This window comes from Shimia sp. CNT1-13L.2, assembly GCF_024331145.1.
Classification (GTDB): domain Bacteria; phylum Pseudomonadota; class Alphaproteobacteria; order Rhodobacterales; family Rhodobacteraceae; genus Shimia.
Map to the genome: position 1 here is coordinate 476,484 of NZ_JANDJO010000001.1, position 13,620 is coordinate 490,103.

A 13,620-nucleotide genomic window follows, 5' to 3' on the forward strand; every position below is an offset into this window, starting at 1 on the left:
AGAGGGTTTTGCAAAAAAATCAGTGCAGTCGGTCGTTTTGTTTGGCGATCTCTTCCAGCGCCTCGATCTGCTCTTCCGGATCCTGCGAGGCGACCGCGTATTCCTCGCCGAACCAGCGCCCCAGATCGACATCCGCGCAGCGTTTCGAACAGAACGGACGGTAGGCCTGAACCGTGTCTTTCCGGCAGATCGGACAGGCCATCAGATCAGCCCCCGCACCGCCACACGGGCGCGTTTGCGCTGGAGTTCATAGTGGCCAAGCGGCGTCCAGCCGGCCAGCACCGTATCCACCGAATCCGCCTTGAAGGCCGCCCTGAGCGCGCCTTCAAAGCCGCGCCGGTCTTTCTTGGCCATCGGGGCGAGGTCGAGCGTAATCTGGCCGCCAAGGCCGCGCACACGCAGGGCCGCGGGCAGGGCACGCGCCAGGGCAAAGTTCGCCTTGGCGCCCGCCGCGGGCGAGGTATCGCCGCCGGTGTTCACATCGACCGCCACCAGCGCACGGGTCGGTTCGACAAAGGCATAGGCACCGCCCTCGAGCGGCACGCGCGCGCCCTTCACGTCTTCCAGGGCATCCAGCACGCCGTGGGTCTCGAATCCCCCTGGCTCCGACACAATCTCGGCCGGCTCCACCCACTCGCGCCAGGCCTCGACATGTGGGCCGTCGCCTTCGGTGAGCTTTTCCATGTCGCCCTCGGCATCCGCCATCACCGCGCGCGCCATATCGACCATGGCGGCGATGTCCTCGGCGATCTCCTCGGGGTCGGCCTCGGCACAGGAGGAGCGCATGATCAGCCCCATTTCCTCGCCGTCCATCACCTCGTGGGCAATCCCCAGAAGCGTGTCGCGCAGATCATCGTCGCGGATCGAGCGGCTGATATTCAGCCCCGGCGCCTCGGGGGTGACAATGGCATAGCGGCTCTTGAACAAAAGCTTCTGCGTCACCGGGATCGCCTTGCCATCCTCGGCATAGCCCGTCACCTGCACCAGCAACGGCTGACCGGGCGAAAGCCCCTTGACCTGGCGCAGGAACACATTGCCATCGGGGGTGCGCAGGAACATGCCGCCCTGCCCTTTCACCGGACGGTCGGCAATGGCGCGATAGATCGTGCCGGGGCGCGGCGCATCCCCGTCGATCAGGAAATCGCTCAGCTTGCCATCCACCATCAGGGCCGCGGCCTCGCGGTCACCGATGTGGTCGAGAATGATCTGGCTGCCCTTCATGATGTTTCCTTGTAAAGCGGGTATCCGGCCGCCTGCAAAAGCGTGGCCGTCTCGGCCACCGGCAGGCCCATGATACCTGTGAACGATCCGCTGATCCACGGAATGAAGGCCCCGGCCGGGCCCTGGATCGCATAGCCCCCCGCCTTGCCCTGCCAGTCACCGGTGGCAAGATAGGCGTTCAGCTCATCATCGCTCAGGCGTTTCATCTTGACCGCGCTCACCACGGTCTTTTCCCAAAGGCGGTCGCCACGGCGCAGGGCCACGCTGGTGATCACCTGATGCCGCCTGCCCGCCAGCGACAACAGGAACTCTGCGGCCTGCCCGGCATCTGCGGGCTTGCCCATGATGCGGCGGCCCAGCGCAACGGTGGTGTCGGCGCACAACACGATGTCGCCGGCGTCGGCCTGAACGGCCATCGCCTTCTCGCGGGCGATCCGCTCGCAGTACGGGCGGGGCAACTCACCTTTTCGTGGGTCTTCGTCGATATCGGGCGGGCGGATATCATCCGCCACCACACCGATCTGCAACAAGAGGTCCTTGCGGCGCGGGCTGCCGGAGCCGAGGATCAGTTTCATGCCATCGGTCCTGTCTTGATGCCGCGCCACGAGGGCAGTCTGCGCTTACTTGAAGCGGTAGTTGATCCGACCCTTGGTCAGATCGTAGGGGGTCATTTCCACCTGAACCCGGTCGCCAGCCAGAACACGGATGCGGTTCTTGCGCATCTTGCCTGCCGTATGTGCGATGATCTCATGGCCGTTCTCAAGCTCGACCCGAAACGTCGCATTGGGCAGGAGTTCCTTCACGACACCGGGAAATTCGAGCAGTTCTTCCTTGGCCATGTTATCTCCTTCACAAAACACCCGGCTTTTCGCGGGCTGCCCCTAAATGGGGGCAAACGGCCTGATTTTCAAGGCCGATTCTCACTGCATCGACATATATGTCACGTCACCGTCACGCGGGCTCTGTTCCTGCCAATGGGTCCGGTTCAGCACCACCCCATCCGCCCGCACATGGGCAATCGCTTCGACGTCCACCTCGCCATAGGTCCAGCCCGCCTCGTTGAGCGTCCCTTCGGCGATCACGCCGGTCGCCGGAAAGCCGGTATCCGGCGGCCCGAACAGCCCGCCCATGCCGGTATTGACGTCCACCGCCTCCGACCAGTCCGCTGTGCCGACAAGCGAGGCCATCACCGTGACACACTGCTGTTCAAGCGCCCGTGCCATGGCCCCGATCCGAACCCGCCAGTAGCCGGAAAGCGCCTCGGTACAGCTGGGCACGAGAATCAGGTCGCATTCCGATATGGCACGCCCCAAAAGCGGGTATTCGCTGTCATAGCAGATCAGCACCCCGATCTTGCCCAGCGCGGTGTCAAACACCTTGAGCGGCCCGCCACCCACCACGCCCCATATCTCGCGCTCGAAACGGGTCATGATCTGCTTGTCCTGATGATCCGCCTTGCCGTTCGGGGCAAAGAAATGCGCACGGTTCACCGGGCGCGCGCCACCGTCGAAGACGGGCGCCGACCCGCCCAGGATATGCACCCCGAATTCCCTTGCCAGGTGGGCATGCAGCGCGTTGGCATCCGCCATGCGATCCGAGACCGCATGCAGCGATTTTTCAAGATCCGCCGCCACCTCGGCCCCATCCAGCGTCGCCAGTTCCATCGCGGCATACTCGGGAAACACGAGAAGCTCGGCCCCGTGGCTCGCGGCCTCGTCCACCCAGCGGAAAACCTTGTCTTCGTACCCGGCCCAGCTGTCAAAGAAATCCAGCGGGTAGGCAGCTGTTGCAATCTTCATGTCCATCTCCACCTGTTCGCCGACAATCCTATACCCGCCCCGGATATCTTGTCATCCACCGCCCGCCCTGGCCGCGCTGCCGGATGCCTCCGGCGGGAGTATTTTGCGTGCATTGAAAACCCGTCTTCAATGCACGCAAAATACTCCGGGGTGAGGTCGGCGCGGCAGCGCCGGCCGAGGGGCAACGCCCCTTTTTCAGAGATCGCGAATCCAGAACTGCAACGGCTTGCGGCTTTCCCCCGCATCCCCCAGATCCTTCCACGAGAACTCGGCAATCGCGCCCTCCAGCGGGACATAGCCGCGCTTCAGCCAGAACGGGTCCAGCGGCGCATAGTCGGCGGGACGCGTCGGATGATCCTTGGGGCGCACCACGCCGCAGAAGGCGGTCTTTTGGAACCCGTGCTTGCGGGCATGGGCCTCGCGCGCATCAAAAAACGCGTGGCCGATCCCATGTCCACGGTACTCCGGCAACAGCACCGACTCGGCACAGTAGAAGATTTCGCCAAGGTCCAGACCGGTATGGGCAAAGGCGGCGGCAAAGTCATCCGCGTGATCGGCCAGCGGCGTGCCTGTCGAGGCCCCCACTAGCCTGCTGCCGTCGAACGCCCCCACAAGCACCGCAAGATCGCTTTCGCGGTAGGTGTTCAGATAGCCGCGCTCATAGTCGAAATCGCCATCGTAGAGATAGGGAAAGGCCCGGAACACCGCGATCCGCAGCTGCGCCACATCATCCAGCGCCGCCTCGAGGGCCTCTCCCGTCAGAACCCGCGTCTCGATCATGAGACCTGCGCAATCCAGTCGTTGAGGTTGTAGTAAGTGGTGACGCGGGTGATCTTGCCATCCTTCAGGCTCAGGAACCCGCCACCGGGCAGGCGATAGGTCTGCCCGTGCGCCTCCGGCAGGTCGCCATCGGTCTTGAGATAGGTACCGTTCACGATGAACTCGGCCGCCCCGCGGGTGCCATCCTCACTGACGAAGAACACCATGTCGGTCAGCTCTTCCTTGTAGCACTCGGACATATGGGCACAGAATTCGCCAAAGGCTTCCTTGCCATCCCGGCGGCTGCCCTCGTTCACGTCATGCACGAAATCATCCGAAAGGCAGGCCACCATGCCCGCGATATCACCCGCGTTGAAAGCCTCGTAATAGTTGCGAATGGTGTCGATGCTCATCTCGCGTCCCCGTCTGTTCAAACTTTCCGGAACCCTAGGGAGGATCGTCGCGATTCTGCCGCCGATTTGCGACAGGTTTCAGAACAAAAACCGCCTTGCTGTCAGGCGATCGGATCGCCCCAGCGTTCGGTCAGACGGGCGATGATCTCGTCGCGCGCCTGCCGGTAGGCCTCAAGCCTCGCATCGCGGGTCTCGCCCATGCCGCAGGGGTCCATGATCGGCCAGTATTCCAGCTCGCAATGGCTATAGCGCGTCAGGTCTTTTACCTCGCGCCGGCTTGCCGGCGTCAGCGCCACCACCAGATCGAAGGAAGAAATCGGATCGCCCCATTTCTCCATCTCTTCAAAGCTGCGCGACCGGTGGCGCGACAGTTCGACCCCGATCTCCTGGCACACCGAAATGGCAAAGCCATCGATCTCGAGGTCGTTCTTGATGCCGGCCGACTGCACATAGGTGTCCGTGCCGTAGAACTTTTTCATGATGCCTTCCGCCATCGGAGAGCGCACCGCGTTATGATCGCAGCAGAACAATACCGATTGGGGCAGCTCCACAGGCACGCGCGTCAGCCCCCGAAATGCAACACGCAGATCAGCGTGAACAGACGCCGCGAGGTGTCATGATCCACCTCTGCCTTGCCTTCCAGGCGTTCGGTCAGGATGCGCGCTCCCTCGTTGTGGATACCGCGGCGGGCCATGTCGATGGTCTCGATCTGGCTCGGCGGCATGTTCTTCACCGCATCGTAATAGCTTTCGCAGATCGCCCAGTAATCCTTGACTACCTGACGGAACGGCGAGAGCGAGAGATGGAACTCCACGGCCTTCTCGCCGCTTTCGGTGTGCACGTCGAACACAAGACGCTTCTCGCGGATCGACAGCTCGACCTTGTAGGGGCCATCGGGCACCAGGCGATCATCGCGCTTGGGCAGGTCAAAGGTATTTTCTTCCAGAAGATCGAAGACAGCCACCTTGCGCTCCTGCTCGATCTCGGGCGTCGGCGGGGGCAGGTTACGGTCGTCAATTTCGATTTGGCTGATGCGGGACATGGTTTTCTAAGGTTTCTACTCGCTCCGTTGACCTGCATGACTAACGGATGCAACGCATCTGGGCAACGCAGGAGTCACGAAACCCCGCTGCCTGCGACAGCGGGGCACTCTTTTGTCCCGTAACTGGGCTTACTTGTTCAACGCATCCAGCCGTGCGCGCACCGACAGGCCGTGCGCTTCGAGGCTCTCGCTGATCGCCAGCGTCTCGGCCGACGGGCCAATCGCGCGCAGGCTTTCCAGTGTCATCTTCGACAGCGTGGTGCGCTTGATGAAATCCATCACGCTCAAACCCGATGAGAACCGCGCAGAGCGGGCGGTCGGCAAGACGTGGTTCGGTCCGCCGACATAGTCACCAATCGCTTCCGGTGTGTACTGGCCAAGGAAGATCGCACCGGCATGGGTGATCTCTTCCGCCAGCCCGTCCGGATCAGCCACGCAAAGTTCAAGGTGCTCGGGCGCCACTCGGTTCGAAAGCTCTGCCGCCGTCGACAGGTCCGGCACGGTGATCACCGCGCCGAAATCGCGCCAGCTTGCCCCGGCAATGGCCCGCCGTTCCAGCGTCTCAAGGCGTTTGTCCACCGCATCGGCCACGGCACGGCCAAAGCCCGCATCATCGGTGATCAGGATCGACTGCGCGCTTTCGTCGTGTTCTGCCTGGCTAAGCAAATCCAGCGCAATCCAGTCAGGATTGTTGTCCTTGTCGGCAATCACCAAGATTTCCGACGGCCCGGCAATCATGTCGATCCCGACCTTGCCAAACACCCGCCGCTTGGCCGCCGCCACAAAGGCGTTGCCCGGTCCGGTGATCTTGTCGACCGGCTGAATGGTCTCGGTGCCATAGGCCAGTGCCGCCACCGCCTGCGCCCCGCCAATGCGATAGACCTCGTCCACACCCGCAAGCCGCGCCGCCAGCAACACCAGCGGGTTGGCCACACCATCCGGCGTCGGCACCACGATGGCCAGACGCGCAACACCCGCCACCTTGGCCGGGATCGCATTCATCAGAACCGACGACGGATAAGACGCAAGACCACCCGGCACATAAAGCCCCGCTGCCGACACCGGCGTCCAGCGCCAGCCAAGCGTCGCCCCGCTCTCATCGGTCCAGCTGGCATCTTCGGGCATCTGGCGTTCGTGATAGGCCCGGATCCTGTCTGCCGCCAATTCCAGCGCCGCGCGATCCGCCTCCGAAACCTCCGCACAATAGGCGTCGATCTCGGCCTCGGAGAACCGCAGCGTCTCGGGCGTCAGATCAAGCCGGTCAAACTTCGAGGTCAGCTCGATCACCGCCGCATCGCCCCGATCACGCACATCGGCGATGATCTCGGCCACCACCGCGTCCACGTCCGGGCTGTCTTCCCGCTTGGCCCCCAGAAGGGTCTGGAAGCTGGCTTCGAAATCGGCTGCGGTCGCATCGAGGAATACGGGCATGGCGGGGTCTCCTTTGACTGCGCTCCTTACCCGCGCACAGCCCCGCTCTCAAGTCTTTCCCGCAAAGGCGCGTCGCAAGGCCCTACCGGCCCCGCCCCAGCGCCCAGATACCAAGCCCGGCACACATGAGTGTCACCCCCGACACCACGGTCCGGGCAATGTTCCAGACCTGCCAGGTTTCGGAATAGCTGCGCCACACCTGGGCGGCATCCGGGGAAGACGGTTCAACCAGCGCCAGCGCCTCGTTCATCGGCACATTGACGGAGACGGTCAAGATCAGCCCCCCGACCAGATAGACCAGCCCGCCCAACCCGAAACTCAGCGCCGCAAGACGATGGCGACGCGACAGCGCCGCAGTGATCAGGAGAACGAAAGGTGTGCCAAAGAACGCCGGCGCGAAGACCGCATTGCGCACCGAGGCATTCATCCCCTGCATTGCGGCGATTGCGACCTCTGGTGCGATCTGGTCCAGACCCCACATGGTCGAGCAAACCCAGGCGTAGAAGAACCCGAAAATGGCACCGGACAACAGAAGCGACAGTCCGGCAAAAACAGGCAAAAGAATCGGCATTGAAATGACTCCACAATTTAAACAATCAACAACTGGTACGCATGGCCCAGAGTTTTCCGGCGCACCGAACGGTGAATTAATCACGAAAAATTCGAAACCCGCACCTCCGCAATACCGACATAATACCGACGTGGCACCGACGTTGAAAACCCGCCGATACCCGCCGTTAATCTATTGATTCGAAAGCGCCTATTCGTGCGTCGGGGCCTTGCCCGACGGGGCAAGATACGGACGTGTCACATCCTTCAACGTGACCTCCAGCGCCTCGACCGACAGGCGGATCGCACCGTCTCCGGCCAGCGTCAGGATCACCTCTCCGTCGGCATCCTCACCGGCCTCGAACGCCATCGACAGCACCGACAGGATCATGTCCTTCTCGCTGCGGTCCACGCCCTGGCTTGCGACACGCATCACGTTGTCGACCACCAGCACCGATTGCACGCGCTCAACCGGACGTCCGCGCTGCTCGGCAACCGGCTTGTCCTCCCAGCGGAACCGGTTGAGAAGCAAGGCGAATTTCCGCTCTGCCGCGATCCAGCGCATCTCGGTCACGGGGAAAACCGCATCCTGCACCAGCGACGAAATCACCTGCAGGTCATCCCCGTCCAGCGCCCCAAGGTTCAGGGGCGCTTCACCACCGTCTTCGAATTTTGCATCCTGGCTCATCAGGCCTTCACCCGTTCGATATGGGCGCCCAGCGCACCCAGTTTCTCTTCCACGCGCTCATAGCCACGGTCGAGGTGATAGACACGGTTGACGATGGTCTCGCCCTCCGCCGCCATCGCCGCAAGGATCAGCGAAACACTGGCCCGCAGGTCCGTCGCCATCACCGGCGCGCCCTTCAGACGTTCGACACCATGCACCGTCGCCGTACCGCCATGCACCTCGATATTGGCCCCCATCCGCGTCAGCTCGGGGGCGTGCATGAACCTGTTTTCAAAGATTTTTTCCTCAAGAACCGACGTGCCCTCGGCGGTGCACATCAGCGCCATCATCTGGGCCTGAAGGTCGGTCGGGAAGCCCGGGAACGGCTCGGTGGTGACATCCACCGCCTTCACCCGCCCGTTCTTGCGGCTCACCTTCAACCCTCGTGCGGTTTCTTCAATCGAGATGCCCGCCTCGTCCAGTTTCTCGCAGAACGATCCCACCAACTCGATCCGTCCGCCGAGGCATTCCACCTCGCCGCCACAGATCGCCGGAGCCAGCATGTAGGTACCCAGTTCGATACGGTCCGTCACCACCTCATGAGTCGCGCCATGCAGACGATCAACGCCCTGAATTTCGATCCGGCTGGTGCCGTCGCCCTCGATCTGCGCGCCCATCGCCCGCAGGCATTTGGCAAGGTCCACGATCTCCGGCTCACGCGCCGCGTTGTGCAGCACCGTGGTGCCCTTGGCCAACGTCGCCGCCATGAGGATGTTTTCGGTCGCCCCCACCGAAGCAAACGCAAGGGTGATCTCCGCGCCCTTCAGACCACCGGACGGTGCCTTGGCGTGAAGGTAACCATCTTTGAGTTCAATCTCCGCACCCAGGGCTTCAAGCCCGTGAATGTGCAAATCCATCGGCCGCGCCCCGATCGCACAGCCACCCGGCAGCGATACAACCGCCTGCCCCAGCCGCGCCAGCATCGGCCCAAGAACAAGGTTCGAGGCCCGCATCTTGCGCACGATGTCATAGTCGGCCACGTGGTTGTCGAGGTCATGGCTCGACATGGCCAGAACCTTGCCGTCCTGAAGGCTCGAAACTTCGGCCCCGAGCGAGCCCAGAAGCTCGGTCATTGTCTTGATGTCACTAAGGCGCGGCGCATTGGTCAGCGTCAGCGGATCTTCGCTCAGAAGCGTCGCCGGCATCAGGGTCAGACAGGCATTCTTGGCCCCGGCAATCGGAATTTGCCCGCTCAGCGGCCCGTTGCCGCGTACAATAATCGAATCCATCTGCTCTAACCTTCTTCGTTCTCGCCGGTGCTGTTTTCGTCGACTTGTACCGCCCGGGCACGCGCCTGGGCCTTTCTACGGCCCATATTGGCCTTCAAGGCCGCCTTGAGGCGATCTTCGCGCGAAAGCTGCTTGGGCTTTTGTTTATTGGGGGATGCGTCACGTTCCATGCCCTTTCCATACATTAGGTAAAAAAAACCGTCCAGATGGGGTTGCGCCCTATGAACTTTGAGTCTAAATCCCGCGCCACGGTAACGCTGCTGTAGCTCAGTGGTAGAGCGCACCCTTGGTAAGGGTGAGGTCGGGAGTTCAATCCTCCCCAGCAGCACCATCTCCCCAACATCTTGAATTTGCTTGGTTCGGGCATGGTGCACCTGCATCCGCCGATACGTCACGTCACTCTCCCTTTGGTTTGACGCAACACTCCCCGACATGCGCCTCTTGCGGTCAGGACGAGACCAAAATGCCCGAATTCAAGACTCTTCGAATCGATCAGGACCAGACCAATATCGGCATAGCGCAAAGACAGCCCACCATTCCCTAACGAGATGAGGCCCGCGCACTTATCCGGGAAATGGAGGGCAAATCACCGTCGGAAACCTGAAGCCAGTCGCCATATCGCCTTGCCGCCGCGTCACACATTCCGATTTTGATACATATCACGGAAACCTTCCTGCGCAGGAAGTATAATAGTGGCGCGCGGACCTCACATCTTAGGGAGGCACGACATGGCTATTTCAGGTACACCCACAGGTACTGGGAACGATCTCGTAACCGTCAGCCCGACCGGCTGGCACACAGTCGACGGCAAGGACGGGTCAGACACCTTACGGGTGCAATATGGCTCGCTCACAGGTGACGTTGACATGTATTACACCGGCTACGGCTGGTGGCGCGTGACCGATGAGTTCAGCTCGGCTGTCGATTTCATCAACTTCGAGGCGCTCGACGTCACATCCGGCAGCGGCGACGACTATATTCGCGGCTGGACCGGCAACGACACCCTCACGGCAGGGGCTGGCGATGACATTCTCGAAGCAGGTGGTGGCGTCGACGTTCTTCGCGGCGGCACAGGGATCGACCGTGCGATTCTCGATTTTCGGGGATCGGGCGTATCCCATTCCCTCACCCTCGATCCCACCGCGACCGTCACTGTTGGCGGAAACGGCACCACGCTTGCCGGGATTGAAAACGTCCAGATCTGGACGGACATCGGCAACGACCTCATCGACAGCCGCCTCGGGCAAGGCAATGACATCCTTGAAACCGGTGACGGCAACGACACCTTCATGTCCCGCTCTGGCCATGACTCGTTCAACGCTGGCAACGGAACCGACCTTCTGGTCGTGGACTTCTCCGCTGCCACCACTGCGGTCAGCACGACCTATACCGGCTACGGCTGGAACCGCCTTGCCGACAAGGCCGGCGTCAACTCGGTCGACTATTACGGCGTCGAGCGTTTTAACCTCACGGGCGGCACCCGCAACGACACGCTGCTTGGGGGCGAGTTGAACGACACCCTCGTTGGCCGCGGTGGCAACGACTGGCTGAATGGCGGTAAGGGCGGCGACAAGATCGAAGGCGGCGTCGGCATCGACACCTGGCAGGTAGACCTCAGCGACCGTACGGTGAAAACCAACGTCAACCTTCAGAACCAGTCCACCAATGTCGGCGCGACCCTGAAAGGTGTGGAAGCCTTGCACCTGACCGGCGGCGTTGCCGAAGACTACGCCAAGGCCAAGGCGGGCCGCTTCAACGATTGGTTCTCAACCGGCGAAGGCAACGACACGGTGGTCACCGGCCTTGGTGTCGACAGCGCCAACGGCGGCAACGGCGACAAGGACTTGCTGGTCATGAACTGGAGCGGCATCACCGATCCGGCCCATGACATCTTCCAAAGCTACGAAGGCTATGGCTGGAACCGCTTCAAGGCCGCCTCGGGCGACATGCTCGACTACTACGGTTTCGAACGCTTTGACCTGACCGGCGGAGCAGGACATGACAACCTTATCGGGGGCGTGCTTGGCGACAAGCTGAAAGGCAATGGCGGCAACGACACCCTGAACGGAGGCACCGGCAACGACACCGTCAACGGTGGCGCGGGCGATGATCTCTGGATCGCTGACACAACCGCGAAATCGGCCAACATGTTCTTCTCGGCAGCGAAAAGCCAAACCACGGCCCAGCTTGCCAATCGCGGCATGAACGTCACCAAGATCGAAGCCGTGAACCTCAAGACAGGGGCCGGGGCGGACACCATCAACACCGCTGGTTTCTCCCTGTCCGACGTGATCGAATCCGGTGCAGGCCGCGACAAGATCAACTCCGGCCTCGGGTTTGACACGCTCAATGGACAGGATGGTGTCGACACGCTGATCCTGAACTACGACGGGCTGACGTCCGACATCTCGACCACCTACCTCGGGTACAACTGGAACCGATACGGAGATGCCGACGGCACAACGCACGCCGACTATATCAACTTCGAGCGTTTCAACATCACTGGCGGCAAGGGCAATGACGCACTTGTTGGTGGCGACGACATTGACCGTCTGATCGGCAAGGGCGGCAACGACGTTCTGAACGGCGGGGCAGGTCAGGACTACATCAGCGGCGGCACCGGCAACGACACTTGGATCGCCAACTATGGAACCGAGACAACAGGCATGGCCTTCACGCTCAGCACCCTGGGCAACGGCACCCTGACACATATCGGAACCAAGGTCTTCGGGGTCGAGAACGTCCAGATCACCACCGGTCAGGCCAACGACAGCATCGACCTCTCGCGCATGTCGGGCAATGACATTGTCAACACCGGCGACGGAGACGATGTGGTCAACCTCGGGCGTGGCACCGACGACGAAGCCAATGGCGGCCTTGGCACCGACACGCTGATCGCCGACATGTCCGATGCCACCTCGGGCCTGCGCATGTCCTATGCTGGCTATGGATGGGAAAAGGTCGAAGCCAGAAACGGCAGTTATGTCCTGGATTTCGTGAACTTCGAACACGTCAACCTGACTGGCGGCAACCGCAATGACCGGCTCTATGGTTTTGGCGACACCGACACGCTTGTTGGTGGCAATGGCCGCGACATCCTCGAAGGCAAGGGCGGCAACGACGTCCTGACCGGTGGAAACGGGGCCGACATGTTCCTGTTCAAGACCCCCACCTCGGACGGCATCGACCGGATCACCGACGGGGCCGCGGGCGACATGCTCCGTATCGCGGGCAGCTCGCTGACAGGCGGGGTCACTGCGGGCAGCGGCGCCAACGTGGGACAGGGCGAAGTCCAGCTGGCAACGGCAGGCGGGCTAACCACCCTTTATGTCGGGCTGGACGCCACCGCAGGATACGATTTTGCCGTGCAACTCGACGGCACCTTCGCAACCTCCGACTTCTCGCTCGGCGGAACAGACATCCTGCTGATCTAAGAAAACCAAAAGGCCCGCCCTCTCGTGGGGCGGGCCTTTTTCTGTCAGCCAGCGATCCGCTTTGCCATCACGCAAAGCAGTTCGAACATGATCGACACACCAAGGAACGCGGTCCCGGCACTTTGGTCAAAGGGCGGCGACACCTCGACAAGGTCGGCACCGACAATGTTCACCCCATCCAGTTCGCGCACCACCTGAAGGGCCTCGAACGAATTCGGCCCGCCCACTTCCGGCGTTCCGGTGCCCGGCGCAAAGGCAGGGTCCACAAAGTCGATGTCATAGGAAACATAGGTCTCCTGATCGCCCACGATCTCACGCGCCTCGGCCATCACATCGGCAAGGCCACGCGCAAAATACTCTTCGATCGGAATGATCCGCACCCCGACCTCGGCCGCGAACTCCCGGTCTTCCATGTCATAGGCCGTGCCACGAATACCGATCTGCACAACCCGCTTGGGATCAAGCAGACCCTCTTCAATCGCCCTCCGGAACGGCGTGCCGTGGGTATACATCGTGCCGCCGAAATAGCTGTGGAACAGGTCGGTGTGGCTGTCGAAGTGGATCATCCCCACCGGCCCCTTCTTGGCAACGGCCCGCAGGATCGGCAGCGAACACAGGTGGTCACCACCCCCGGTCAGCGGCATGATCCCCGCCTCGATCACCTTGTCATAAAAGGCCGTGATCCGCTCCATGCTGTCGATCACATCCGCCGGATTGGGCGAGACATCCCCCAAATCGGCGCAGTTCACCAATTCAAATGGCCGCACGTTGGTGGCCCCGTTCTGCGCGCGGATCATCGTCGACATGTCCCGCAACTGGCGCGGACCATGGCGCGGTCCGGGGCGGTTGGTGGTGCCACTGTCCCAGGGTGTCCCGATCAGCCCAACCTGCACGTCGCCAAGCCGTGCATCCTCCAGCCCGACATGCGGCAGGCGCATGAAGGTTGGCACACCGGCAAACCGCGGCAAGTCAAAGCCGGAGACCGGCTGAAAGAAGGGATCGCTCATCATTCTCTC

The 13,620-nt window shown here is 61.9% G+C and carries 16 protein-coding genes and 1 tRNA gene; 2 read left to right on the forward strand and 15 right to left on the reverse strand.

Annotated elements, in window-relative coordinates; translation table 11 throughout:
• Positions 1 to 19: 19 nt before the first annotated feature.
• From NNA36_RS02380 to NNA36_RS02445, 14 genes are all read right to left on the reverse strand, one after another.
• Complete coding sequence (locus tag NNA36_RS02380) at positions 20 to 202, reverse strand: DNA gyrase inhibitor YacG (protein ID WP_255103868.1); 183 nt, start codon at positions 200 to 202, stop codon at positions 20 to 22.
• A complete protein-coding gene (locus NNA36_RS02385) occupies positions 202 to 1,221 on the reverse strand; it encodes a ribonuclease E/G (protein WP_255103869.1) in 1,020 nt (339 codons plus the stop codon). Before NNA36_RS02385 ends, NNA36_RS02380 begins: the two co-directional genes overlap by 1 nt.
• Positions 1,218 to 1,796 carry a nucleoside triphosphate pyrophosphatase gene (locus NNA36_RS02390; RefSeq protein WP_255103871.1) on the reverse strand — a complete coding sequence of 193 codons (579 nt, stop codon included), beginning with the start codon at positions 1,794 to 1,796 and terminating at the stop codon, positions 1,218 to 1,220. The genes NNA36_RS02385 and NNA36_RS02390 overlap by 4 nt, the downstream gene beginning before the upstream one ends.
• A gap of 45 nt (positions 1,797 to 1,841) precedes the next feature.
• On the reverse strand, positions 1,842 to 2,060 hold the full coding sequence (gene infA / locus NNA36_RS02395) for a translation initiation factor IF-1 (protein ID WP_021097168.1): 219 nt from the start codon (positions 2,058 to 2,060) through the stop codon (positions 1,842 to 1,844).
• 81 nt (positions 2,061 to 2,141) lie between these two features.
• Positions 2,142 to 3,020 carry a carbon-nitrogen hydrolase family protein gene (locus NNA36_RS02400; protein WP_255103873.1) on the reverse strand — a complete coding sequence of 293 codons (879 nt, stop codon included), beginning with the start codon at positions 3,018 to 3,020 and terminating at the stop codon, positions 2,142 to 2,144.
• Positions 3,021 to 3,215: 195 nt separating this feature from the next.
• Positions 3,216 to 3,800 carry a GNAT family N-acetyltransferase gene (locus tag NNA36_RS02405; RefSeq protein ID WP_255103875.1) on the reverse strand — a complete coding sequence of 195 codons (585 nt, stop codon included), beginning with the start codon at positions 3,798 to 3,800 and terminating at the stop codon, positions 3,216 to 3,218.
• Positions 3,797 to 4,192, reverse strand: a complete 396-nt coding sequence (locus NNA36_RS02410; RefSeq protein ID WP_255103877.1) for a ketosteroid isomerase-related protein — start codon at positions 4,190 to 4,192, stop codon at positions 3,797 to 3,799. Before NNA36_RS02410 ends, NNA36_RS02405 begins: the two co-directional genes overlap by 4 nt.
• A 101-nt stretch (positions 4,193 to 4,293) precedes the next feature.
• On the reverse strand, positions 4,294 to 4,749 hold the full coding sequence (locus NNA36_RS02415; protein WP_255103879.1) for a low molecular weight phosphatase family protein: 456 nt from the start codon (positions 4,747 to 4,749) through the stop codon (positions 4,294 to 4,296).
• Positions 4,750 to 4,754: 5 nt separating this feature from the next.
• Complete coding sequence (locus NNA36_RS02420; protein ID WP_255103880.1) at positions 4,755 to 5,234, reverse strand: UPF0262 family protein; 480 nt, start codon at positions 5,232 to 5,234, stop codon at positions 4,755 to 4,757.
• Positions 5,235 to 5,363: 129 nt separating this feature from the next.
• Positions 5,364 to 6,665, reverse strand: coding sequence for a histidinol dehydrogenase (gene hisD / locus NNA36_RS02425; protein ID WP_255103882.1), 1,302 nt, complete (start codon positions 6,663 to 6,665; stop codon positions 5,364 to 5,366).
• 82 nt (positions 6,666 to 6,747) lie between these two features.
• Complete coding sequence (locus NNA36_RS02430; RefSeq protein WP_255103883.1) at positions 6,748 to 7,236, reverse strand: DUF1772 domain-containing protein; 489 nt, start codon at positions 7,234 to 7,236, stop codon at positions 6,748 to 6,750.
• A gap of 189 nt (positions 7,237 to 7,425) precedes the next feature.
• The gene (locus tag NNA36_RS02435) at positions 7,426 to 7,902 is read right to left on the reverse strand and encodes a DUF2948 family protein (protein ID WP_255103885.1); all 477 of its coding nucleotides are present in this window, start codon (positions 7,900 to 7,902) and stop codon (positions 7,426 to 7,428) included.
• Positions 7,902 to 9,170 carry a UDP-N-acetylglucosamine 1-carboxyvinyltransferase gene (murA, locus tag NNA36_RS02440; protein WP_255103887.1) on the reverse strand — a complete coding sequence of 423 codons (1,269 nt, stop codon included), beginning with the start codon at positions 9,168 to 9,170 and terminating at the stop codon, positions 7,902 to 7,904. The genes NNA36_RS02435 and murA overlap by 1 nt, the downstream gene beginning before the upstream one ends.
• Positions 9,171 to 9,175: 5 nt before the next feature.
• Positions 9,176 to 9,340, reverse strand: coding sequence for a hypothetical protein (locus NNA36_RS02445; protein WP_255103889.1), 165 nt, complete (start codon positions 9,338 to 9,340; stop codon positions 9,176 to 9,178).
• Between the two features lie 86 nt (positions 9,341 to 9,426).
• Here NNA36_RS02445 and NNA36_RS02450 point away from each other — a divergent pair.
• Together NNA36_RS02450 and NNA36_RS02455 are read left to right on the forward strand one after the other, a co-directional pair.
• Positions 9,427 to 9,501: transfer RNA gene (locus NNA36_RS02450), tRNA-Thr, on the forward strand.
• Positions 9,502 to 9,898: 397 nt separating this feature from the next.
• The gene (locus tag NNA36_RS02455) at positions 9,899 to 12,604 is read left to right on the forward strand and encodes an S-layer family protein (RefSeq protein WP_255103891.1); all 2,706 of its coding nucleotides are present in this window, start codon (positions 9,899 to 9,901) and stop codon (positions 12,602 to 12,604) included.
• A 44-nt stretch (positions 12,605 to 12,648) separates the two neighbouring features.
• Here the strand turns inward: NNA36_RS02455 and speB are convergent, their stop codons facing one another.
• The gene (gene speB, locus NNA36_RS02460; protein WP_255103893.1) at positions 12,649 to 13,611 is read right to left on the reverse strand and encodes an agmatinase; all 963 of its coding nucleotides are present in this window, start codon (positions 13,609 to 13,611) and stop codon (positions 12,649 to 12,651) included.
• Positions 13,612 to 13,620: the final 9 nt, after the last annotated feature.

What these genes read in the sequence shown, in the direction of transcription:
- NNA36_RS02380 (WP_255103868.1), bottom strand. Translation starts at nt 202, where the DNA reads ATGGCCTGTCCGATCTGCCGGAAAGACACGGTTCAGGCCTACCGTCCG.
- NNA36_RS02385 (WP_255103869.1), bottom strand. Translation starts at nt 1,221, where the DNA reads ATGAAGGGCAGCCAGATCATTCTCGACCACATCGGTGACCGCGAGGCC.
- NNA36_RS02390 (WP_255103871.1), bottom strand. Translation starts at nt 1,796, where the DNA reads ATGAAACTGATCCTCGGCTCCGGCAGCCCGCGCCGCAAGGACCTCTTG.
- infA (WP_021097168.1), bottom strand. Translation starts at nt 2,060, where the DNA reads ATGGCCAAGGAAGAACTGCTCGAATTTCCCGGTGTCGTGAAGGAACTC.
- NNA36_RS02400 (WP_255103873.1), bottom strand. Translation starts at nt 3,020, where the DNA reads ATGAAGATTGCAACAGCTGCCTACCCGCTGGATTTCTTTGACAGCTGG.
- NNA36_RS02405 (WP_255103875.1), bottom strand. Translation starts at nt 3,800, where the DNA reads ATGATCGAGACGCGGGTTCTGACGGGAGAGGCCCTCGAGGCGGCGCTG.
- NNA36_RS02410 (WP_255103877.1), bottom strand. Translation starts at nt 4,192, where the DNA reads ATGAGCATCGACACCATTCGCAACTATTACGAGGCTTTCAACGCGGGT.
- NNA36_RS02420 (WP_255103880.1), bottom strand. Translation starts at nt 5,234, where the DNA reads ATGTCCCGCATCAGCCAAATCGAAATTGACGACCGTAACCTGCCCCCG.
- hisD (WP_255103882.1), bottom strand. Translation starts at nt 6,665, where the DNA reads ATGCCCGTATTCCTCGATGCGACCGCAGCCGATTTCGAAGCCAGCTTC.
- NNA36_RS02430 (WP_255103883.1), bottom strand. Translation starts at nt 7,236, where the DNA reads ATGCCGATTCTTTTGCCTGTTTTTGCCGGACTGTCGCTTCTGTTGTCC.
- NNA36_RS02435 (WP_255103885.1), bottom strand. Translation starts at nt 7,902, where the DNA reads ATGAGCCAGGATGCAAAATTCGAAGACGGTGGTGAAGCGCCCCTGAAC.
- murA (WP_255103887.1), bottom strand. Translation starts at nt 9,170, where the DNA reads ATGGATTCGATTATTGTACGCGGCAACGGGCCGCTGAGCGGGCAAATT.
- NNA36_RS02445 (WP_255103889.1), bottom strand. Translation starts at nt 9,340, where the DNA reads ATGGAACGTGACGCATCCCCCAATAAACAAAAGCCCAAGCAGCTTTCG.
- NNA36_RS02455 (WP_255103891.1), top strand. Translation starts at nt 9,899, where the DNA reads ATGGCTATTTCAGGTACACCCACAGGTACTGGGAACGATCTCGTAACC.
- speB (WP_255103893.1), bottom strand. Translation starts at nt 13,611, where the DNA reads ATGAGCGATCCCTTCTTTCAGCCGGTCTCCGGCTTTGACTTGCCGCGG.